General features: G+C 61.9%; 21 protein-coding genes. 5 read left to right on the top strand and 16 right to left on the bottom strand.

The features are described 5' to 3' along the window. Position 1 precedes the first annotated feature (1 nt). Both D3P04_RS01220 and D3P04_RS01215 read left to right on the top strand, forming a co-directional pair. Entirely contained in the window at positions 2–772 is a 771-nt protein-coding gene (locus D3P04_RS01220) for an ABC transporter permease (RefSeq protein ID WP_119745095.1), read from the top strand. After that, on the top strand, positions 769–2166 hold the full coding sequence (locus tag D3P04_RS01215; protein WP_119745093.1) for an ABC transporter ATP-binding protein: 1398 nt from the start codon (positions 769–771) through the stop codon (positions 2164–2166). The genes D3P04_RS01220 and D3P04_RS01215 overlap by 4 nt, the downstream gene beginning before the upstream one ends. Here the strand turns inward: D3P04_RS01215 and D3P04_RS01210 are convergent, their stop codons facing one another. The 9 genes from D3P04_RS01210 to D3P04_RS01170 all read right to left on the bottom strand — a co-directional run bounded on the left by D3P04_RS01210 (position 2167) and on the right by D3P04_RS01170 (position 10094). Continuing rightward, entirely contained in the window at positions 2167–2709 is a 543-nt protein-coding gene (locus D3P04_RS01210; RefSeq protein ID WP_119745084.1) for a gamma-glutamylcyclotransferase, read from the bottom strand. Further along, positions 2709–3878 carry an acyl-CoA dehydrogenase family protein gene (locus D3P04_RS01205; RefSeq protein ID WP_119745082.1) on the bottom strand — a complete coding sequence of 390 codons (1170 nt, stop codon included), beginning with the start codon at positions 3876–3878 and terminating at the stop codon, positions 2709–2711. The genes D3P04_RS01210 and D3P04_RS01205 overlap by 1 nt, the downstream gene beginning before the upstream one ends. 32 nt (positions 3879–3910) lie before the next feature. Further along, a complete protein-coding gene (locus D3P04_RS01200; RefSeq protein ID WP_119745080.1) occupies positions 3911–4327 on the bottom strand; it encodes an acyl-CoA thioesterase in 417 nt (138 codons plus the stop codon). A gap of 23 nt (positions 4328–4350) precedes the next feature. Then, a complete protein-coding gene (locus tag D3P04_RS01195) occupies positions 4351–5007 on the bottom strand; it encodes a prephenate dehydratase (RefSeq protein ID WP_232844850.1) in 657 nt (218 codons plus the stop codon). A 212-nt stretch (positions 5008–5219) separates the two neighbouring features. Further along, positions 5220–7154 (bottom strand): phosphoenolpyruvate--protein phosphotransferase, encoded by a 1935-nt coding sequence (gene ptsP, locus D3P04_RS01190; protein WP_220475229.1) that lies wholly within the window; start codon positions 7152–7154, stop codon positions 5220–5222. Positions 7155–7312: 158 nt separating this feature from the next. Further along, positions 7313–7693: a PTS glucitol/sorbitol transporter subunit IIA gene (locus D3P04_RS01185; RefSeq protein WP_119745605.1), complete on the bottom strand. Its 381-nt coding sequence runs from the start codon at positions 7691–7693 to the stop codon at positions 7313–7315. 105 nt (positions 7694–7798) lie between these two features. Next, positions 7799–8812 carry a PTS glucitol/sorbitol transporter subunit IIB gene (gene srlE, locus D3P04_RS01180; protein ID WP_119745078.1) on the bottom strand — a complete coding sequence of 338 codons (1014 nt, stop codon included), beginning with the start codon at positions 8810–8812 and terminating at the stop codon, positions 7799–7801. A gap of 21 nt (positions 8813–8833) precedes the next feature. Beyond that, positions 8834–9625 carry a PTS glucitol/sorbitol transporter subunit IIC gene (srlA, locus tag D3P04_RS01175; protein ID WP_220475228.1) on the bottom strand — a complete coding sequence of 264 codons (792 nt, stop codon included), beginning with the start codon at positions 9623–9625 and terminating at the stop codon, positions 8834–8836. A 40-nt stretch (positions 9626–9665) separates the two neighbouring features. After that, positions 9666–10094, bottom strand: a complete 429-nt coding sequence (locus tag D3P04_RS01170; RefSeq protein ID WP_119745076.1) for a transcriptional regulator GutM — start codon at positions 10092–10094, stop codon at positions 9666–9668. A 380-nt stretch (positions 10095–10474) separates the two neighbouring features. Here D3P04_RS01170 and D3P04_RS01165 point away from each other — a divergent pair, with 380 nt between their 5' ends. After that, a complete protein-coding gene (locus tag D3P04_RS01165; protein ID WP_182912693.1) occupies positions 10475–11134 on the top strand; it encodes an HAD family hydrolase in 660 nt (219 codons plus the stop codon). A gap of 57 nt (positions 11135–11191) precedes the next feature. Here the strand turns inward: D3P04_RS01165 and D3P04_RS01160 are convergent, their stop codons facing one another. The 5 genes from D3P04_RS01160 to D3P04_RS01140 are packed head-to-tail and all read right to left on the bottom strand — an operon-like array spanning position 11192 to position 16917. Further along, entirely contained in the window at positions 11192–12178 is a 987-nt protein-coding gene (locus D3P04_RS01160) for a sugar-binding transcriptional regulator (RefSeq protein WP_119745072.1), read from the bottom strand. Positions 12179–12180: 2 nt separating this feature from the next. After that, the gene (locus D3P04_RS01155) at positions 12181–13560 is read right to left on the bottom strand and encodes an acetoin dehydrogenase dihydrolipoyllysine-residue acetyltransferase subunit (RefSeq protein WP_119745070.1); all 1380 of its coding nucleotides are present in this window, start codon (positions 13558–13560) and stop codon (positions 12181–12183) included. Position 13561: 1 nt separating this feature from the next. After that, a complete protein-coding gene (locus D3P04_RS01150; protein WP_119745068.1) occupies positions 13562–14581 on the bottom strand; it encodes an alpha-ketoacid dehydrogenase subunit beta in 1020 nt (339 codons plus the stop codon). Beyond that, positions 14578–15579 (bottom strand): thiamine pyrophosphate-dependent dehydrogenase E1 component subunit alpha, encoded by a 1002-nt coding sequence (locus tag D3P04_RS01145; protein ID WP_119745066.1) that lies wholly within the window; start codon positions 15577–15579, stop codon positions 14578–14580. Before D3P04_RS01145 ends, D3P04_RS01150 begins: the two co-directional genes overlap by 4 nt. 12 nt (positions 15580–15591) lie before the next feature. Further along, the gene (locus D3P04_RS01140; protein WP_119745065.1) at positions 15592–16917 is read right to left on the bottom strand and encodes an NAD(P)H-dependent oxidoreductase; all 1326 of its coding nucleotides are present in this window, start codon (positions 16915–16917) and stop codon (positions 15592–15594) included. Positions 16918–17145: 228 nt separating this feature from the next. Here D3P04_RS01140 and D3P04_RS01135 point away from each other — a divergent pair, with 228 nt between their 5' ends. Further along, on the top strand, positions 17146–17823 hold the full coding sequence (locus D3P04_RS01135; protein ID WP_147391861.1) for a hypothetical protein: 678 nt from the start codon (positions 17146–17148) through the stop codon (positions 17821–17823). Continuing rightward, the gene (locus tag D3P04_RS01130) at positions 17816–18433 is read left to right on the top strand and encodes a hypothetical protein (RefSeq protein WP_119745061.1); all 618 of its coding nucleotides are present in this window, start codon (positions 17816–17818) and stop codon (positions 18431–18433) included. Before D3P04_RS01135 ends, D3P04_RS01130 begins: the two co-directional genes overlap by 8 nt. Positions 18434–18551: 118 nt before the next feature. Here the strand turns inward: D3P04_RS01130 and D3P04_RS01125 are convergent, their stop codons facing one another. Both D3P04_RS01125 and D3P04_RS01120 read right to left on the bottom strand, forming a co-directional pair. Further along, on the bottom strand, positions 18552–20210 hold the full coding sequence (locus tag D3P04_RS01125) for a glycerol-3-phosphate dehydrogenase/oxidase (protein ID WP_119745059.1): 1659 nt from the start codon (positions 20208–20210) through the stop codon (positions 18552–18554). After that, a complete protein-coding gene (locus D3P04_RS01120; RefSeq protein ID WP_232844849.1) occupies positions 20203–21240 on the bottom strand; it encodes a zinc-dependent dehydrogenase in 1038 nt (345 codons plus the stop codon). The genes D3P04_RS01125 and D3P04_RS01120 overlap by 8 nt, the downstream gene beginning before the upstream one ends. Between the last annotated feature and the right edge of the window lie 27 nt (positions 21241–21267).

Raw genomic sequence — 21267 nt, 5'->3', positions numbered from 1 at the left:
CATGCGGGTGCTGTTCGGTCTTGCCGCCGGTCTGTTGCTGCTTCTGGCAGCGCAACCGCTGATGCCCGCCTATCGCAGCAGCCGTGACGTGCTTGCCCCTCCGGGGCGCGGGCATCTGCTGGGCACGAACGATATCGGGCAGGATGTGCTGACGGGACTGTTGCATGCGACGCCGAATACGGTGCTGATGGCGCTTGCCGCCGCCGCGGTGGCCACCGCGGCGGCATTGATCGTGGCGGGGGTGGCGGCCGCAGCAAGTGCCACGATCCGAAATATGATCCTGCGGCTGGTGGATGCGTTACAGGTGGTGCCTTCGATACTGATACTGCTTTTTATCGGGACGTTGATGCAACCGGGTCTGACCGGGCTGGCGGTGCTTCTGGGGCTGACAAGCTGGCATGAGGATGTCCGGGTCGCGCTGGCGATGCTGCGCCGCGAATTGCAACGTGAGAATGTCCGTTTCGCCCGGCATATGGGCGCAAGCCGGACCTATTGCCTGCGCCGGCATGTATTGCCCGCGATCCGCCCGGCGCTGGCCGCGCTGTATCTTCAGAATATCCGTCAGGTCACTCTGCGTGCCGCAGGACTGGCCTTTCTGGGCCTGACCGATCCCCGCCTGCTGACCTGGGGCGGCATGATGCAGGATGCGATGGAGCACCTGTACACCCCGGCGTGGCTCTGGCTGTTGCTGCCGCCCGCCTTCGCACTGACGGCATTCCTGCTGATCATGCTGCTGCTGATCGAAAACGACCCTGCCGGAGCGCGGGCATGATCCGCATCCGCAACCTGTCTTTGTGGCAGGGCGATCAGACGATCCTGCGGGACATCTCGCTTGATATCGCTTGTGGCGAAACGCTTGGGCTGATCGGCCCGTCGGGAAGCGGCAAGACCAGTCTGGCACGGATGATGCTGGGCATTGTTCCGCGCATGGCCGGATGGTCGGGGCAGATCGCCGTGGACGGTTTCGATCTCTTGCGCGCACCGGCACGACGCCTGCGCAGCTTTCGCAGGCATGACGCCGGAATGATCGTGCAGGCCCTTGCGGATTCGCTGAACCCGCATCTCACCGTGGGCCAGCATCTGCGCGAAACCGGGCAGGATCCGCATCGGGTTTGCCTGAATTTCAACATCCCCGTCAGCTTGCTGCCCCGCCTGCCCCGCGACCTGAGCGGCGGAGAGATCCAGCGTGTTCTGACCGCGCTCGCGCTGGTGAAATCGCCGCGTCTGCTGCTTCTGGACGAACCCACTGCCGCGCTGGATCCCGCCAATCGTGATTGGGCACGGCGGCGCTTTGTCGAAGGGGCCGGGGAAAGGGCGCAGCTTCTGATCTCGCATGACCTGAAGCTTGTGCGTCAGCTAGCCGATCGTATCGCCGTCATGCGCGCGGGCGAACTGGCCGAGATCGGTCCGGCGCATGTTCTGGACGCGCCCCGGCATCAATGCGTCCGCAAATTTATGGATCCCACCCCCGAACCGGAATTTTCGGTCCCACCCGCCGCGCCGCGGCAACCCGGGAACGGCGGCCTCGTCATATCGGGGATTTGTCATATGATCGGCAGGGAACCTCTGCTTCGAAACATTTCATTGCAGGTCCCTGCGGGGGAATGTCTTGCCGTGTTAGGTCCAAGCGGTAGCGGAAAATCCACGCTGGCGCAGATACTTGCCGGGTATATTGCGCAACCGAAAGGCAGAATTCGCTGGCAGGACGGTTCCCGTCGTCCGAGAATCGCATTGATCTCGCAGCATCCGCAACGTGCGATGGCCGCGCATTTCCCGGTCAGCGAGGTATTGGCCGAAGCCTTGCGCCTTGCCGGCGACGGGCCCGAAGCTGCGCGCATCGGTTCTTTACTGCGCGAAATCGGCTTGCCGGACACGCCGGAATTCCGTGCCCGCCGCGCGGCGGATCTGTCAGGAGGCGAAGCGCAGCGGCTGGTCATCGCACGCGCCATCGCATTGCGCCCCGACATCCTTGTTGCCGATGAACCCACATCGGCACTGGATCCGGCAAGCCGCGATCAGGTGCTTGGCCTGTTCAACCACCTGAAGCGAGAGCGTGGTGTGACACTGGTCCTGATGACCCATGACCGGCTGGCAGCGCAGGCCGTAGCGGACCATATCGGTCATCTGAAGGACGGGCGGCTGCATCCGGGCTGGCCGGATGGCTGATCAGGCCGCCCCGCGAAGCCGCCGCACCTCGTCCGACAGATGCTCGATCTCGGGGTCAGAGATCCGCAGATGCCGCAGCCGCTCGGCGGTATTCCACAGATAATCGCAATTCGGCCCCTTCTCGCCCGTGGCGCGCGCGATGATCTGGGCCTGTTCCTGCACGGGCATGAGGCAATAGGAATCATGGGCGCCGTTCACGACGTAAGTCACCGCATCGACCTGCCCGCCCTGCCGCAGCGACAGCGTGACCCGGATTTCCCGATAGGCGGGGCGGGCAAGCTCACGCGCCCGAAGCGACGCCAGCGCCGCCTCTTCCTGACCGGCAGGCACGGCCAAAGCCAGCCCTTCGCAATATCGCCCCGGCGCTTCGTCCAGCGCCAGTACCAGCCCGGGCTGCTCGACAGTGCCACGGTAATGCTGCGACTGGATGCAGAAGCGCCGCTGCCAGTCCTCGAGCCTTGCAGGAAGTTGCCGGGAAGGCCGGAACCCCGGGTCCCAGATAAGGGAACCATATCCGAACACCCAAAGCGTTCCGGTTTCCATCAGACCGCCACCCGCATCGTTTCCACCTGTTGCGCGTTCCGGCGCAGGCGCGTCATCTGCCCCATGATATTGCGCCGGTGCATCTCGTCGGTACCGCCGACCGAGGCAAAGGCCATCGCATCGCGCAGCAGGTCCGAGACCGGCCCGGCATGATAACCGTCGCTGCCATGCAACCGGACCAGATCGACCGCCGCATCGACTACCGTGTCGGCCCCGGCGATCTTGGCGATCGAACAGCTCATCGCCGCAGCCGGATCGCCGGTCAGAAGCTGATGCAGCGCGCCATAGGCAGTCCAGCGCGAGGTCTCGATACCTATGCGGATATCGGTGAGTTTCTTCTGGACATATTGATGATCAAGGATCGGAACGCCAAAGGTCTGCCGCTGCTGCGCATAGTCCAGCGCCTCATTCAGGGCCGGCTCAAGAAGCCAGCCGCCCACCAGCCCGTAGTAAAGCCGCCCCAGCGAAACGATATTGACAAGATGCCCAAGCCCCCTGCCCGGCTCGCCCAGAAGATCCCCGTAATCAAGCCGCATATCATCGAAATCCAGCCGTCCCGTCGGCAGGTCGGCATTGCCAAGCTTGCGATCCACCGCGCCTGCCGTCAGTCCCGCCCGATCGGTATCGACCAGAACCAGCGAGATCCCCTGCCGTTCCTGCCCGGCCAGCTTGCAGACGATCAGCACCATGGTCGAAATCGGCGCATGAGCGATATTATGTTTCGCGCCGTTCAGCACGAAGGTCTCGTTCGGGCCGGGCGTGAGGATCGAACTCGTCGCGCGGACATCCGTGCCGGATCCGGGATCCGCGATTGCCGTCGCACTCAGTTCCCCGGCAAGGATACGCGGCAGGAAACGCGCCCTTTGCGCCTCGGTGCCATAAAGTTCAAGCGCCCGCACCATGCCCGCCTGACCGATCACCGAAAGAACCAGCCCGGGATGGCGGATGGTCGAGGCCAGCCCCTCCAGTGCCGCAGTGAAATTCCACCAGTCGATCCCCTGACCACCATAGGCCGAAGGCACGACCATATGCCACATCCCGGCCCGGACAAGCGCCTCCCATCGGCGCCTGTCGAACTCTGCCGGTGCCGGGTCGTCCCGCTCCGCCTGCCCGATCCGGGCATATTTCGCGCGGATCATGGTCTGCGCCTCGTTCCAGTGCATTTGCATAACTGCCACCTCCGGCAAGCCGAATCGGGAAATCAGGCGCTTTCCTGATAGGTCGCGACGGCGGATTTGAATTCGTCGGGGACCGGATAGGTTTTCTGCGCCTCGTAATCGAACATCACATGAACCGAAGCCGCCCGCGCCACCTCGCGCGCGCTGTCATCGGCCAGCCGCATCACATGCTCCATCTCGAAGCTCTTGGTTCCGAATCTGGTCACCCGGCTCAGGACGTTGATCCTGTCGCCATAGACCGCCTGCGAGACATATTCGCAGGAGGTGCGGACCATGATATGCGGCAGTTTGCGATCCTTGGGCAAGCGCAGCAGATCATGCATATATTCCAGATAGGCGGATTGCAGATAATCATAATAGATCGGGCTGCTGACATGCCCCATGGAATCGGTGTCGCGATAACGGATTTCGATCTCGGTCACATATGGTTTTTCGTCCATCTCGTCCTCTGCTTTCTGACGGGTCATAAATGTGCGCGGCAGCATGTGGCGGTGGGGGACAGGGTGTCGCGGGCAGCCGGGCCGTGGATGGTGAACCCCATCGGAACGGGGCCATAGCGATGCAGGACGCGCAGCCCATACCGATTCGCCGCCGCAAGCGTGGTGATGCATCCCTCGGCCTTGCCACATGCGCATTCCTGCGCGGCCAGCGCGGTGCTGGCGACAAAGCGCCGCTGGATCCGCTCGGGCAGCAGGGCTTGCGGGGCGGGATGGGTGACGCAAATCAGCGGCTCCGTATCCCTGTCCGGCGGAATCGCCATCACCATCTCGTCCGTGTTCATGATGAACAGATCAAGCAGCCGCATGGTCCGGACATGAGTATACATGACCGAATGAAGATCGGGATATGCCACGACGCCAAGCATGACCTCGGTTTCGCAGACCGCGACTTCGGTGGCTGCCTGTTCGATGCTCCGATGAAGCACGATCGGGGCATCGAGAGAAAGGCGATCGACCCAGAACCGGGCCGCCTTTTCGCAATTAGTGCCCTGCGGGCCAAGTGTGTGAACCTTGCGAACCCAGGCGAAGCGGCGCGAGCGCCGCTCCGGCGAGGAAAGCTGGGGAGGATATATGTCGGATTCCCGGTGATCCAGCGGCTGCGCGAGCCTTGGTCCCTCCATCTAGGTGTCCCCCAAATGCGCTGATATGCGCAGATCAAACACCACTGACATGCGCGATACAAATCGGAATTCCTGATAGATGACCCCGGTCAATCTGAGGGGAATCGCGATCCGATTCGGACCCTGCGCCAAGCGGGCGCATTTTCCGGAAAAGCCGGAATTAACCGGAGGCCCGGGAAATCCGGCCTATGGGCGATCCCGCCCGGCCTGTTTCAAAGACGCGTAATCGCCTGCTTTGTGCGTGGAATCGATGTGGAACTCATCGACAGTTCCGTTACCCCGTTCTCGATGAAAAACCCTGTCAGGTCCTGACGCGCCGCAGCTTCACCACAGACGCCGATCCAGATATTGGCAGCCTTCGCGGCCTCGCAGGTGGCGGAAATCGCGCGCAGCACTGCGGGATGTTCGGCACGGTTGAGGCTGGCGACTTTCGGATTCAGACGATCCGCCGCCATCACATATTGCGTCAGATCATTGGTGCCGATCGAGAAGAAATCGACCTGCTGCGCCAGTTCCGCGGCAAGAAAAACCGCCGCCGGGGTTTCGATCATCACGCCAAGCTCGAAGCTGCCGAAGGCGGTTCCTTCCTGCCGCATTTCGTCCCGGCATTCCTCGAACAGCCTGCGAACCTCCCGAACTTCCGAGCCGTCCGCAATCATGGGGATGAGCACCTTGACATTGCCGACGACCGAGGCCCGCAGCAGGGCGCGAAGCTGAGGCTTGAAGATATCCGGCCGCTCCAGACACATGCGGATCCCGCGCCATCCCAGAAACGGGTTGTCCTCATGTTCGAAATCGACGCCCGTAATCGGCTTGTCGCCTCCGATATCCAGGGTCCGGATCACCACCGGATAAGGGGCGAAGGCTTCGGCAAGGCGTGTATAGACCTCGGCCTGCTCATCCTCGGTCGGCAGGGTCTTGCGCTCCATGAACAGAAATTCGGTCCTGAACAGGCCGACCCCCATTGCTCCGGCCTCCAGCGCCGCCGGGATTTCGGCGAGGCTTCCCAGATTTGCCGCAACCTCGACCCGGATACCCGCAGAAGTCACCGGCTCGACCGTCCGATATGCCTCGAGCGCCTTCTTCTCGGCGGCTTCCCGGGCGATCGCATCATTCAGCCGCGCACGGGTCGCCGGGTCCGGATCGATGAAAACCTTCCCCGCCGCCCCGTCCAGCCCGACAGTTCCGGCACCCGCCAGCCGATCCGCCGAAATCGAGGCCCCCAGAACCGCGGGGATGCCATGGGCACGCGCCATGATCGCGACATGCGAGGTCGCCGCGCCCTTGCGGCAAACGATCCCGGCGATATCCGGAAGATTGGCGCGGGCCAGATCCCAGGCGGTGATCTCATCGGCGACAATCACCGATCCCGGCGCCACATCGGCAAGCGAGACATCCGCCTGCCCGACCAGCGCCAGAACGATCTGGCGGGTCACGCTGCGCATATCCTCGCCGCGGGCACGGATATAGGGGTCGTCCATCGCCTCGAAACTCTCGGTCAGGCGCGTTCCCACTGACATGACCGCACTGGCGGCATCCTGACCGCCACGGATTGCGGCTTCGATCTCCTCCGCGAATTCCGCATCCTGCGCGACATCGATCAATGCATCGATAATGGCATTCGTATCGCTTTCGGTCCCGGCACGCTGCTTGTTCCGGGCAAAGGCGGTCGTGACGCCGGACACCGCATCCCGATAGCGCGAAATCTCGGCTTCGGTATCGGAAACAGCCTGCGGTTCGATTTTCAGGACAGGCGGAAAAAATGCGAAGGACGGGCCGTAGCCGGTTCCCTCGCTCGCGGCGATCCCGTCGGAACCGTCATCCTCCGGCCCCGCCTTCGCGGAGGACGCAGGTGCAGCGCCGCCGGTTTTTGGCAGGGCGATGTCCCCGGCAGCCGGGTTCTGCAAGAAAGTCGATAGCGCCGAAAGCGCATCCGGCGCATCCTCGCCCTCGACCCGCAATGTCGCCTCGTCATCTTCCTTGATCCCAAGCAGCATAAGCTTCACCGCACTCTTGGCGCTTGCCGCCTGCCCGTTACAGGTGATCGTGATCTCGGACGCGAAACTCTTCGCCAGTTTCACGAATTGGGTCGCGGGGCGCGCATGCAGCCCATCCCGCACCCTGACCGCGAAGGTCCGTTCCATCATCGGCTTCTTCTCCCACATCAAGCCGGGCCGGATCAAAAACGCCGCGCCCTCTGCTTCTTCTTTGTCCAAATACCTCGGGATCCGGGGGCTGGCCCCCGGGAGGTGCCCCTCGGACGCAACCTGTTTCAATATCTGTCCACGGTCAGAACCGCACGGCATCACGAACGGATCACGATCTCCTTGCCCGAATGGATAGCCTGCACCAAAGCCTCGGAATTCACGACACTCGCGCAGATCTCGCCCGGCCTGTCGGGCGTATCGCTGTCGTTGAAATTGATGACGACATGGCCGATATCCCGGATCTTGTTCCAGGCCAGATCGCCCAGCCCGGTCAGGATGGCCGACACCCCGCCCACCAGAATTTCCGCGCCGGGTCCCGGGGCCTCGTCCAGCGGCCCTTCGGCCACGCGATGCAGAACCGATACCTCGGCCAACTCCTCTGGCGCTCCTTCGGCGAAAAGGATCAGAACGCCCCCTTCGACCAGATCGGCGGCATCCTTGCCGACCGCGGTGATTTCCGTGCGCAGATAGGTCTTCATATCATTTTTCTCCATGCGATAGAGTGCATTCCCTGCCGCCTTCCCTGAACGGAAAGACTGATGCGGGCAATGATTTCCGGGCGGAACCGATCCGCCCGGCAAGGCTCAAAGCGCGAAACTGGCCACCCAGGCAATAAGCACGGCGACGGGTCCCATAATCTGCCGGCTCATCAGCACCGCCGGCACACCGATTTCGATCGTCTTCGGCTTGGCCTCTCCCAGCGCAAGCCCCACCGGCACGAAATCGCACCCGACCTGCGAATCATAGGCGAACAGCGCAGGCAGGGCCATTGCGGGCGAGATGGTTCCATTCGCGATCTGGGGGCCGATGATCGCCATGCCGATCACCTGCGCGATCACGGCCCCCGGTCCCAGGATAGGCGACAGGAACGGCAGTGAGCATATGCTGGAGATTACCAGAAGGCCGAGGATATTATTGGCCAGCGGCCCCATCGGCGCAGCCAGCAGATCGCCGACCCCTGTATAAAGGATGAAACCGATCAGCATGGTCACAAAGGCCATGAAGGGCAGCACATTGCGGATCACCTGATCGATGCTGCGCCGTCCGGCATTGAAAAACACGCCGACCGCCTTGCCCATGACGCGGCCGACAGAGGTGATCGCTCCGATAAAGCCGCCCTGATCGTAGTCGTCATCGTCAGCCACCGTCGCGGCTGCCTCGGCGGCCGGGGCATTCTGCGGCACGGATGCAGCCGCCGCCCCGGACGCTGCCGCTTCCTCGCCATCCGCGAAGGACAGGCAGTCGGGCTTCACATCCGAGACATAGATATCTTCGGTAATGAACTGCGCCAGCGGGCCTGATTGTCCGACCGGGGTCAGGTTGATCGTGGGGATGCGCTTGCGCGGATATACCCCGCAACGCGCCGTTCCGCCGCAATCGATGACCACCGCGGCGATCTCTCCTTCGACCGGAGGCGAACGGAACCCGTCGACCGCGGTTCCTCCGGTCATCTCGGCGATCTTTCTGGCCAGCGGCGGAATGCCCCCTCCGGTCACCGCGACGATCTTGTCGCGCTGCGCGGTCGGCTTGATGATCAGCGGCCCTCCCCAGCCATTGGAGCCGCGTTCGATGCGGACGGCCTTGTATTTATCGCTCATCGCTTTTCCTCCCGGCCCCGATCAGAGTTCGATTTTCTGGCGGGCCGCCATGAAACGCGTAATGCGTTCGGTCAGCATGCCGCGCAGCAGGATCACCACCACGCCGACCCCGAAATAGAAGATGGCAAGCCGGATATGGTAATTGGGTGGCAACGTGCCGTTCCGCTCCAGCTCTTGCAGGGCGACAAGAATGCCGCCCCAGACGAAATATTCGCCCGGGTTGGCATGCGGAAACAGGCCTAGGATCGGATGACAGAAAGAGACCGCCGAGTCGTAGAAGGCGGGTTTGTGTTTTTCTTCCAGAAAGGTGCCGAACGTATAAGCCATCGGATTGGTCAGGAAGAACATCGCCAGCACCGGCAGCACCGTGTAGCGGGTCAACGCAATGCGGCCCGCAAACCGCGCGAACCCATGCACCCGCTGTTCGCCAACCAGTTCGGTCAGCGCGTAAAAGGCGGTCATGAGGACGATCAGCGTCGGAATGATGCCCGTGACGAATCCCGCGAAGGTCTCTCCGCCCTTCTGGAAAACACCGATGAAATGCCGCCCGATGGTGGTCAGCCATGAAAGCTGCTCTTCCTGGGCCACGTTCTGCACCTGCTCGGCATAGCTGGCCGCGTCATTTGCCGTGTCCGTCGTTGCCTGGGCAAGCCGGATCAGTTCCTGACCGCCGGCGCCACCATCCATGCCGGGGCCGCCGTTTTCGGCAGTCATCCTGACCGCATGCAGCAAGCCCTCTGCGTGACCGGCCGCCCAGTCAAGATATTGCGGCGCCAGATCGGTCACATGTATCGTCAATTCGGAGTAAGCCAACTTTCCCCTCCTCCATCTGATATTCGTATCTGTCGATATCTCAGGCCGCTTGCGCCATGTCCTGCGCAGAATCCTGAACGGGCGCTTCCTTCACCCGTTCGAGCTGATCGATCGCCTGCGATATGGCACGGGCACGCCCGTCCTGTGACGCAAGCTCCGCGAACTCGGCCTTGACCTCGGACAGCCGCCGGCCTTCATATTCCGTCATTGGCCGGAATTTCGCGAAGACACTTCGCCCCTCCATTACCATCAGCTTGCGAATGACGGCGTTTCCGTCGACGCAGACGATCGCGATGACGCCCTTGCCAAGGCGACCGCGCGCGTTTCCGGCGCCCAGATGGCCATCGGACCACTTGTCGGTGATCGCTCCCATCACCGACCTGTAGTGCCGCATCTGAAACCACATGCCGACAGATTGAAGCCCCCAGACGGCGGCCAGCAAAAGCAAAGCTATCTTCCAGAGTTCCATTGATACCCCCTCCCATTTTCTCAGGTTTGAACATATGTAATATTTATTGTCAAGAAGTTCCGAATTAAGGGATCAAGCAGATATTCCCGTCTTCAACTCGAAACACCGGATCCATCCTGATGGCGGGGTAATCTCAACCATTCGCCACCAGAAGCACTCCTGTGACATAGCGGCAATGCGGGGCACTGATGATCTGGCCATCTGCGGAACCGGGTTATCACACCGAATCAATGTGATCGTCATTGTGCAGAATTATAACATATGATAATCAAATGAATCATAAGTTCCGATATCCGATCCCCACGCAACCCGGATACCACATCCCGGATCGCCTGCACGCCCCACGCGGAAAACCACTGAAACAAGGTCATAAGCAACTGATGAAAGCCATAATTTTTGATTGCGACGGGGTTCTGGTCAACAGTGAAACGCTGACGGCGATTGCGTATAAACGGGTCTATGCGCGGCATGGGCTTACAATCGCGCCCAAGGCATTTTCGGCAATGCTCGGAATGAAACAAACCGATATTCTGGCAAATCTGCGCGGAGAGGAAGGCGGGCTTCTTCCCGCCGAAGCCAGCGGCGAGCTGACTGAGGAAATCCTTTCGCTGCTTGGGCAGAAGGTCCGGCATACTCCCGGCCTGACCACCTTCATGGATCGGCTGGATCTGCCCTATTGCGTCGCGTCATCCTCGGATGTGCCAAGGATCCGGCTGTCGCTGGCAACCGCAGGAATCCTTGACCGGTTCGACGGCCGCATCTTTTCGTCAAGCATGGTCGCCAATGGCAAGCCGGCTCCGGATCTGTTCCTGCTTGCGGCGGAAAGGCTGGGCGTCGATCCCGGTGATTGCGTCGTATTCGAGGATTCCGTTGCTGGCGTCACAGCAGCGGTGGCGGCGGGCATGACGCCAATCGGCTATATCGGCGGCGAGCATTTACCACGCGGGCATGACAGCAAGCTGCGCGCGGCGGGCGCCAGGGAAATCATTCAGGACTGGCATGCCGCCGAAAGCTTCCTGAAGCGCGGAATACGATCCTGACAAGCGGTGGCCTGGGCCGATATTCTTTGATCCACCATCTGGAAAGGCTGCTTTCGCCTATTCCTCCGGATCGGAAAGAAGCGATCGCGCGGTGAATTCATCGGTGATGAGAACGGTCGGGCTCAGCGCCTTGATCGCCGCCCTCATGACCCGATATTTGTCACGGCCACCGGAAAGCAGAACCCGTTCACGCGCATTCCGAAGCCGTTCCAGCTTGGCGGATATCGCGCGGTTATTCACCGGATGATCGATGGTATTTCCGTTGCTGTCGATGAAATTATACAGCACATCCCCGACCGCGCCATGCTCGATCAGGCTCTGGCGATCGGCTTCGGACAGATGCCCGGTCCGGTAAGAGGTCTCCAACTGGGCGATACCGCCGGTGGACAGCAGCGCAAGATCCAGCTTGTCAGCCATCTCGAAGATCGACGCCAGCCCACACCGCTCCAGCAGCGCATGGCGGGTCTCGGGGCTGTCAACCAGAGCAGGCGCGGGGATCAGGTAGCCTTCTCCCTGAAACAGTTCGGCGAACTGCCAGGCGAATTCGGCGGGATTGAACCGCCGGGCCTGCGAGATTCCGCCCAGCAGCGAGATCACCCGCAGGTTTTCGACTGTGCGGCCCTCGATGAATGGCAGGGTCGAATGCAGGGTCCGGCCCCAGCCGACCCCGACAGTCATCCCGTCGCCCACACGTGAGGAAATGAACGCCCCCGCAATCGCCGCAATCGTCAGCGTCGGATCGGCGTCTTCCTCGTGAACCGGCGCAAGAATGACCTCGCCTATCCCGTAACGCTCCCGCAGTTCCATTTCGGCCTGCGCGAATTCAGCCAGCGGCGACGAGATCGTGACGCGCACTTCGTTGCGGCGCCGGGCATCGGCAAGCAGCCTGACGATACTGACACGCGTCATGCCAAGAACATCCGCGATCTCGGATTGTTTCATTCCCTCGGCATAATACAGCCAGACCGCCCGCGAGCGCAGCCTGTCAAGTTCGGATGTCCTTCCTGCCGTCTGAGCTGCGCGAGCGGTTCTGTTCTGTGCCATTCTTATCTCTGCTGTACCGGAATCTCTCCCGTCCGAAAATTCTCAAGCAACGGAAGAGCAACGGCTTCTGGGCGTTCTATATGCGGAATATGCCCCGCCTTGTCCAGCAAATGCAGCCCCGCGACGTCAGGCGCGCGCAAGGCGTGCCGCCACGGCAGAATCCGGTCCTGCCTGCCCCAGACAATCTTGAAAGGCGTATCCACACGGGCCATCGCGGCGGACAGATCGAAGGATTGCGTGCCATCCGGGAACAGCATATCGGCCAGCTCCACTTGTGCGGCACGCAATTCCGGCTCCATCCTCGCCATCATCGCGGCTTTCGCGAAATCATGACTGATTGCGTCCGGGCGCGCAGCGAGCCGTTTCAACCACGGGGCAAGACTGTCGGTCCGCGTCGCGCGGGCGATTCCATACAGCGTGGCGCCGTCTATCTCAGGCCCCAGCCCGGCAGGCGAGATCAGCGACAGGCTGGCGATCCGGCGCGGACGAATATCGGCGATAGCGGCGGCAACCGCGCCACCCAGAGAATGGCCGACCAGATGCAGTTGCGCGACATCCAGATCGTCGAATGCCCGGACCATCATACGGGTGAATTCGCGGAACGATCCTATCCTGACCAGCGGCGAGCGCCCGTGGCAGGGCAATTCGATCCGGATGATCTCGCGCGCATCCCCCAGAGCCTTTTCAAGCGGTGCCCATCCGGAGGCATCGGCTGCGAAACCGTGGATCAGCAGGATGGGATGACCTTTCGCGCGGCCCTTCCTGCGGGTCATGGCAAGCGGACGCTGATTTTCCGCCCAGTCGACCGGCGGCGCGGCTTCGGAAAGGCCAGCGACGGCGGCAGGTCCTGAGGAGACCGGCTGCTGGCGCATCACGTCATCGGCCTGTATGCGCCCTTTGGGACCCGATCCCGCCACCCGGCCGAGATCCACGCCGCTTTTCCGGGCGGCAGCCCGCGCCGCAGGGGTCGCGCGAGGACGCGGGCTGCCGGAATCATTTTCCGCGCCCGCTTCATCGGAACCCCGGGCGGCAGGAGCCGTTGGCTGCGGAACTTCCGCAACCTCGTTCCGTCCGGCTTCTTGTTCGGCGGCACCGGTATCCCCGGAAATCGTCCCACCCGGAGGCAGATCGGGAATCTCTTCGTTTTCCGCATAGATCCACGCCACGACCTGACCAACGGGAATCCGGCTGCCCGCCTCTGCCACGATATGGCCGACGATCCCCGAGGCAGGGGCTTCAACCTCCATCGCGGCCTTGTCGGTCTCGATATCGAAAAGCGCCGCCCCTTTCTCGACATGTTCGCCGGTCGCGACATGCCATTGCGCCAGCAACCCGGCGTCCATATCCATATCCACCTTGGGCAGGATGACTTCGGTCGGCATATCAGACCTCCCGGCGGGCAAGACGGCGCGCGGCAGACTCGATATCGGGAATCTGGGGAACGGCGGCCTTTTCCAGATCCGGGTTATAGGGGATCGGCGCTTCCGCCCCGCCAAGCCGCAGAACCGGCGCATCCAGAAAATCGAACGCTTCGCTTTCCGCGATCATCGCCGAGATCTCGGCGCCGATCCCAAGCGTGCGAACCCCTTCATAGACGCAAAGAAGCCTGCCGGTTTTCTTGACGCTGCCGATAATGGCGTCGCCATCGATGGGCCGGACCGAGCGCAGATCGATGATTTCAACCTCAATCCCTTCCCCGGCCAGTTTCTCGGCGGCGGCCAGTGCCCGGTGAACCATGATCGCCGAGGCGACGATCGTCACATCCTTGCCGTGACGCCGTATGGCGGATTTACCAATCGGCGTTGTATACCAGCCCTCGGGAACATGACCCTTCATCTTGTAAAGCAGCTTATGCTCGAACATGACGACCGGGTCCGGATCCTCAAGCGCCGCCAGCAACAACCCCTTGGCATCCTCGGGGGTCGAGGGCTGGACGACCTTCAGCCCCGGCACATGACCGAACCATGCCTCGAAGCTTTGGCTATGCTGCGCCGCCGCCCCGGTTCCGGAACCGGCAGGCATCCGGAAGACCACCGGCACCGAAGCCTCGCCGCCCAGCATATAGCGCATTTTGGCGGCCTGATTGACGATCTGTTCCATGGCCAATGCGGCGAAATCCGAGAACTGGAATTCATAGATCGGACGAAGCCCCGTCAGTGCCGCACCCACAGCCACACCGGCCCCGCCCAGTTCGGAGATGGGCGTATCCATCACCCGGTCGGCGCCGAAACGTTCAACCAGATCGCCGGTCACCTGAAAAGCCCCACCATAGACGCCGATATCCTCGCCCATCAGCACGACGCGCTCATCGCGTTCAAGGGCCAGTCCCATCGCTTCGCGGATCGCCTCGGAATAGCTGAGTTCCCGGATATCCGCGTCGGGTTGCCTGGTGGGGGCGTTCATGCGTTTTCCTCTGCATAGACATATCTGGCAAGGTCCGAGACACGCGGCGCGGTACCCGATTTGGCAAACTCGATCCCGGCCTCGACCTCCTGCCGCGCTTCGGTTGCGACCTTTTCCGCCTCGCTTTCGTCAAGGATAGCGTGTTCGATCAGCTCTTTCCGGAAACGCTGGATCGGATCCCTGGCGATCCATTCGTCGATTTCCTGCTTGGTCCGATACCGGTTGCGGTCCGATTTCGAATGACCGCGCCAGCGATAGGTCAGGTTCTCGATCAGGCTTGGCCCCTCTCCGGCGCGGGCACGGGCAATCGCCGTTTCCACGGTTTCCGCCACCGCCGAGAAATCATTGCCATCCACGGTATGCCCCGGCATCGCATAGGCCACCGCGCGTTCGGCGATATTCTTCACGGCAGTCGAACGCTCGGTCGAGGTGGACATGCCGTATTTGTTGTTCTCACAGATGAACACGACCGGCAGTTTCCAGATCGCCGCCATGTTCAGTGCTTCGTGAAACGCGCCTTCGTTATTCGCGCCATCGCCGAAAAAGCAGATCGCGACCGCGCCCGTGTTCAGCCGTTTGGCCGTCAGCCCCGCGCCCACGGCAATAGGCAGCCCGCCACCGACGATGCCATTCGCGCCAAGATTGCCCTTGGTCACATCGGCAATATGCATCGAGCCGCCACGTCCATGGCAATAGCCTTCTTCCTTGCCAAAGAATTCCGCGAACATGCGTCCGACTTCGGCCCCCTTGGAAATGCAATGCCCGTGGCCCCGATGGGTCGAGGTGATCTTGTCCTCATCGGTCAGCCCGATGCACGAGGCAACCGCAGATGCCTCCTGCCCGATGGACAGATGCATGGTGCCGTGGATCAGGCCGCGCATATAGCTGTCTTCGGCGCCTTCCTCGAAGAACCGGATCAGATACATCTTGCGCAAGGCGTCGCGCAGCCGTGCCGCGTCATATTTGCGGATGGCGAAGGGACGGTTGTCATCACTCATCGGGCTGGATCCTCAGGCTGTGGCAAGCAGCATGTCGTCCTGACGGGCGCGCAGCGCCGCGATGCGGCTGTCGGCAGGAACGGATGCGTTGGCATAGGTGATCAGCTCGCCCTTGCGGATCGGCGCCGTCACGACTGCCCCGGCCAGCAGACCGCAGGGGATAGCCTGCCCATCGCGGGCCTGTTCCGAGGTCATGATCCATGCGCGATAGCAATATTCGCCGATCTGATCGAGTCTCTCTCCGGGCTGCATATCCTTCTTGGCCACCGCACAGACCTCGGCCACCGGGCGCGGCATGGGGACCATATCGGCCTTGCCGTAAAGCACCGCACGGGCACAGCTAAGCGGCACCTCCAGCGAGGTCAGGTGATAGGGGCGGAAAAAGGTGAAATACGGACCCTCACCCATCTTCAGATCTTCCATGCGTTCGCGGATACGCGGATGGCCCATTTCGGCGACCACGAACACACCGGGGGCGACCCCCTTGCCGATGGTGTAATCCACGCGGCCTTCACCCGAAGACAGCAACCCGCCATCGCTTTCGGGAACCAGCACCTTGGACAGTTCATCGCGCGAGCAGGCCGGACCATGCATTCCCGGCTTGTCGGGGATCAACCCGGTGGCATTGGCGATGGCGGCCATCTCGACCATGGTTTTCGAGCCATCCACGAATTCCACCAGCATCCGGGGATTCATGTTGCGGCGCTTGGCCTCGGCTTCGTATTCCGCCGGGACGGCATCGATATTCAGCGGATTGTTCTTGCCCTTGCCCGCCGACACGATCCGGTGCCCCATGGCGGACACGAATTCGATCAGTTCCATGCAGGATGAGGGCTCGTCGCCCGCGCCCAGCGTATAGACCACACCCAGACGTTCGGCCTCGGCCCGCAGATATGCGCCGATGGTCACATCCGCCTCGACATTCATCATCACCAGATGCTTGCCATGCTCCATCGCGCGAAGGCCGATTTCCGCGCCGACTGCAGGAACGCCCGTCGCATCCACCACGACATCGATCAGCCCCGATTCCAGCAGCAAGTCGACCTTGTCCGTCGTCGCGACCTTTCCGGCTTCCATGGCTGAGTTGAGTTGATCGAGATCACTTACCTGCCGCGCATGACCGGTCTCCTGATATGCGATATCGACCGCACGGTCGGCCGCGGGAATGTTCAGTTCCGAGATCGCCCCGATCTCGATTCCCGGCATATGCGCGACCCGCGCGACGATATCGGTGCCCATCTCACCCGAACCGACAAGGCCGACGCGAATGGGTTTTCCACTATCCCCGCGCTCACGCAGGTCACGGGCAAGGCCGGTCAAGGCGACGTTGGTTGGCATGGTGGTTCCTCCTGAGTTCCATGCCGATATATTTGCACTTATGATATTTTGTCAATACTTATGTTCAATAATATCGATAAGATCAAACTGCGACAGAAAACTTGGGTAAGAGCGATTCTTTGCGTTCCCATGGAAGAACAGGTGTTATACAATTATTCCTAATGTTTGCGGCTTGTCTGAGATAACATCGGCAACTCTGCCAAACCCCCGATCAAGACGGAGATGACATTGCCACGACACTCCGACCCAGGACTTCCCGGCGCATTACTACTTCGCGACGCATTGCGTATCGTCAGACATGTCGCCCGCGAGGGGCGCGATATCGTCCAGCAGAACACCAGCAGGGCCGGCAAGCCCGTGGATCAGATCGCGGGCGCCGCGATTGCCCAGGTCGATCGCATTGCCCATGGCGCAGAGGAAGTCGCGCATCTGATGCTGGGAGACAGCGGCAGGGTCCGCCTTCCCGCGACCGCGCTTCAGGCCGGCGCATTGAACGCCTCGGCCTTTGCCCATGCCGCCTATGCGGCCCTTGGCCATGCCCTGCGCAATCTGGGAGCGCATAGCTGGCTTATTTCCGAGGTCAAATCAGCGATGGCCTTCGAATCGATTCGCGGAACGAACGATATCCAGCGCGCCACCGCCCTGATCGTCGCGATGCAGAATCATGGCGCCATTGCCGAGCTGCGGATGAATCCCGGCGTACCGCTATCCGAAGAGGACGCCACGCAGCTTGCCTGTTTCGGCCTGATGCTGTGGATGCTGGCCGACAAGGCCGCCGATGACGCGCAAGAGGCACTTGATGCGGCGACGGCCCTGTCCCTTGCGCTTCAGGACGATATACTGAAGGCCCGGGGTGATCGTCAGGCGATTGCCGCATTGCTGAAAGAATTCCGTTACCATGTCTGAAACGCCGTTCCTGACCGTCAGGCTTCCCGACAGCCCGGATCCGATCCGCGTCGCCGTCCGGCGCATGCGGTGGTTCCGCGCTTCATTCGCCGCCGTTGTCGATCGCATCGGCCATGAAATCGGCGCGACGATCGAAATCGATGACGCGGCTCTGGCCCGATGCTTCGTCTCGTGGCTGCGCAAGGTCGAACAAATCAACCCACGTTCCGAAAAAATCCGGCGCGGCTTTTTCGACCATGCCGCCGGCCTCATGCTGCGCGAGCTGATCAACGCGCAGCCCTGCCGGATCGTTTCTCCGCCGACCGAGCCGGATCCCGCCAACCCGGCGCATTTCTGGCCCGAGGGATATTGCTACACCATCTATTGCATGAATGTCCGCGCCGCAGCGATTCAGCAGGAATACGGCGAAATCGCATCGGCGGGGGAAGAGCTTCACGATCTGCGGACCTGGTGGTCATTCCGGGAGAACACCAGCAAAAGCGGCGCAACCGCCGTCGCGTTCTTCAAGCTGTTCGCCGGCGGAACCCCGAATTGGCAAATGCCCGACAGCTTCAACCCGAATGACCCGACGCTGCTGTCTCCGAAGCCCTCCGCTCCACGATTGGGCTAAAGCCTGTTGCACCTGCCCGAACTCGCTCCCCCCCTTCTTCTTTGTCCAAATACCTCAGGGGTCGCCGGCAGGTGCGCCACTGGTTCTAGAACCAGCCGGCGACGGGGCCGGCCCCCGGTCATCGCGGGACGCAAGCAACCGGCGGCTCCGCTTCAACGCGACATGCTCCGGGTGAAAGCGCGTCGATCTCGGCCTGCTTTCCGGCGGCGTCCCACCCGAATACCTGCGCCGCAATCCCTGCCACCTCCTCCGCGACTTCCGGAGTCAGGTCGCCGGAAATGGCAATACCCGTCCGGCGCAACAGCAGATCCGCCAAGGTGATCACGCGCTCATTCCGGCACAGCCATTCAAGCTCTTCACGGCTATAATCCGGCAGATGAACCAACGGGGTCTCACCACCCGTCAGTTCCGGCAGCATCCTGTCCAGCCGGGTGCCATAGCGGGAAAGAAGCATCCCGACACGCACCGGCGCCAGCGAAGAGCTGTCAGCCCTTCGGCCGATCCATGCCTCGCGCCCGGCGGCATCCGGATAATCGCGCCCGCCGCCGATCTGCATGTCATCGGTTTTCCGAAGCCGGGGCCTTCCCGTCAGTTCAAGCAGGCGATCCGCAGCCTGTTCCGAAAAGCCGCGGAATGTCGTCCATTTGCCGCCGATCAGGCACAGGACCGGAATGCCGGAGTCCAGTTCAAGCTCCACGATGGAATGATCCCGCGTCACCATCCCGATATCGCCATCCGCCCGAGGCAAGGGACGCACGCCGCTGAAACGATGCCGGATCTGTTCGGGCGTGACCGGAATAGCGGAAAATATCTCACCCACCGCCGCACAGAGATAATCCGCCTCGTCATCCGAACAGGCGGCATCGTCGGGATGATCGATCCGATGATCGGTCGAACCGATCAGGACGCGGCCCATGAAAGGATATAACAGATTCACGCGGCCATCGGCGGTTCCGAAATAGATCATATGGCCGTTCAACGCCTTCAGAAGCGCCGGGTTCTCGACCACCAGATGCGCCCCTTTCGATCCTCCCATAAGCCGGGACGGGATGCCCAGCGCATCATTCACCACATCGATCCACGCGCCGCCTGCATTGACGATCGCGCGCGGCCTGACGCGATGCACCGCGCCGCCATGCCGGTACGAGATCACCCCGCCCTCGGCTCCAAGGATTTCCACATGGTTGAGCGCATGTGAAGCAGGATGCATTTCCTCGCCGTCCAGAAGCAGTTCCAGCCCCAGCCGCTCGGCATGACTGATACGCCCCTCGTAATACAGCCCGGCTCCGATAATCTCGGGCGAAAGCCCCGCGACCAGCGCGTCAAGCCGCCTGCGCCCCAGCATACGATGCCTCGGCATCGACCGGAAACGCCGCCCATACAGATCGTAAAGCGTCAGGCCAAGACGCAGGATCACCCCTCCCCGGTCGTCAAGCCGGGCATTCATCCCAAAGAACCTTGCGGCCGAGGCCCAAAGCCCTCCGAACCGGCTGCGAACCGGCACCAGCGATGGCAGCGGGCTGACATAATGGGCCGCGTTGCGCAGCAGCCGGTTTCGCTCTTCGGCGCTTTCGCGGACCAGTCTGAACTCTCCGGTTTCAAGATATTTCAGCCCGCCATGCATCAGCCTGGACGAACCCGCGGAGGCGCCTGCGCAGAAATCGTTGCGCTCAAGCAGCAGGCAGGTGACGCCCTGCGCGGAAAGGTCGCGAAAGACGCCGCATCCGTTGATGCCGCCGCCGATGATCAGCACATCCGTTTCATGAATATCAGTCATTGATGATCGCCACCTTGATCGCGCCGCCACTTTCTGCCGTCTTGAACGCCTCCACGATGGAATCAAGACCGTATCTGTGGGTGATCAGGCCCCTCACATCCATGCCCCGGCCCGCAATCATATCGAAGGCGCGATCATAGTCGCGCCGCGACAGACCGAAAGCGCCCGTCACCGTGATTTCGTTGTAATGGATCGCATTGACGTCCATCTCGGCCATCTCGCCCTTCGAGAACCCGGCAAACAGGCTGATGCGCCCGCCATGCGCCACCAGATCGCTTGCCTGCCGCGCCAGTGCCGGAACACCGATGGCGCAAATCACCACCGTCGCCCCCATCCCCGCCGTTTCTTCGGCCACGCGCGCCGCGACATCCTCGGCCCGGGGGTCGATCGTGACGTCGGCCCCTCCGGTCATGGCCGCATCGCGGCGATGGGCATTGGGATCCGAAACGATGATCTTCGCCGCGCCCCGCAACCGCGCCAGATAAACATGCAGCAAGCCGATGGGTCCCGCCCCCAGAACCAGAACCACATCCCCGGCAGTGACCCCGACCTTTTCCTGCCCGTTCAGTACACAGGCCAGCGGTTCGGCCAGTGCGGCCTCGTCGAAACCTGTCGTCTCGGGCAGTTTGCGGATATTGCCGGCCGCGACGGCACGCGCGGGAATGCGGATGAATTCCGCGAAGGCACCGTCTATCTCGTATCCCACTGCCTGCCCGTCCTTGCACAGATTTTCGCGCCCAGTCTTGCACAGGTGACAGCGACCGCAAGAGATGGCGGGGCACAGCGCGACCCGGTCGCCCGCGCCCAGATGTGGATTCCCGCCGGCATCGACGACCTCACCTGCAAATTCATGCCCCAGAACGGAAGGATACCGGATGCCGGCAGTCTTACGGCCACGGAATATCCTGATATCGGTGCCACAGATCGTTGCAGCACGCACACGAATCAGCACATCCCCCGATTCGAGCGCCGGAACAGGCAATTCAGTCAATACCAGCGCATCGGGAGCAGTAAGAAGGGCGGCTTTCACAATCATCTCTCCGTTGAAACTTTTGTT

Source organism: Paracoccus onubensis, assembly GCF_003591515.1.
Taxonomy (GTDB): Bacteria; Pseudomonadota; Alphaproteobacteria; order Rhodobacterales; family Rhodobacteraceae; genus Paracoccus; species Paracoccus onubensis.
The sequence above is the reverse complement of the archived record's forward strand: the minus strand, read 5'-3'. Positions and strand labels throughout refer to the sequence as shown.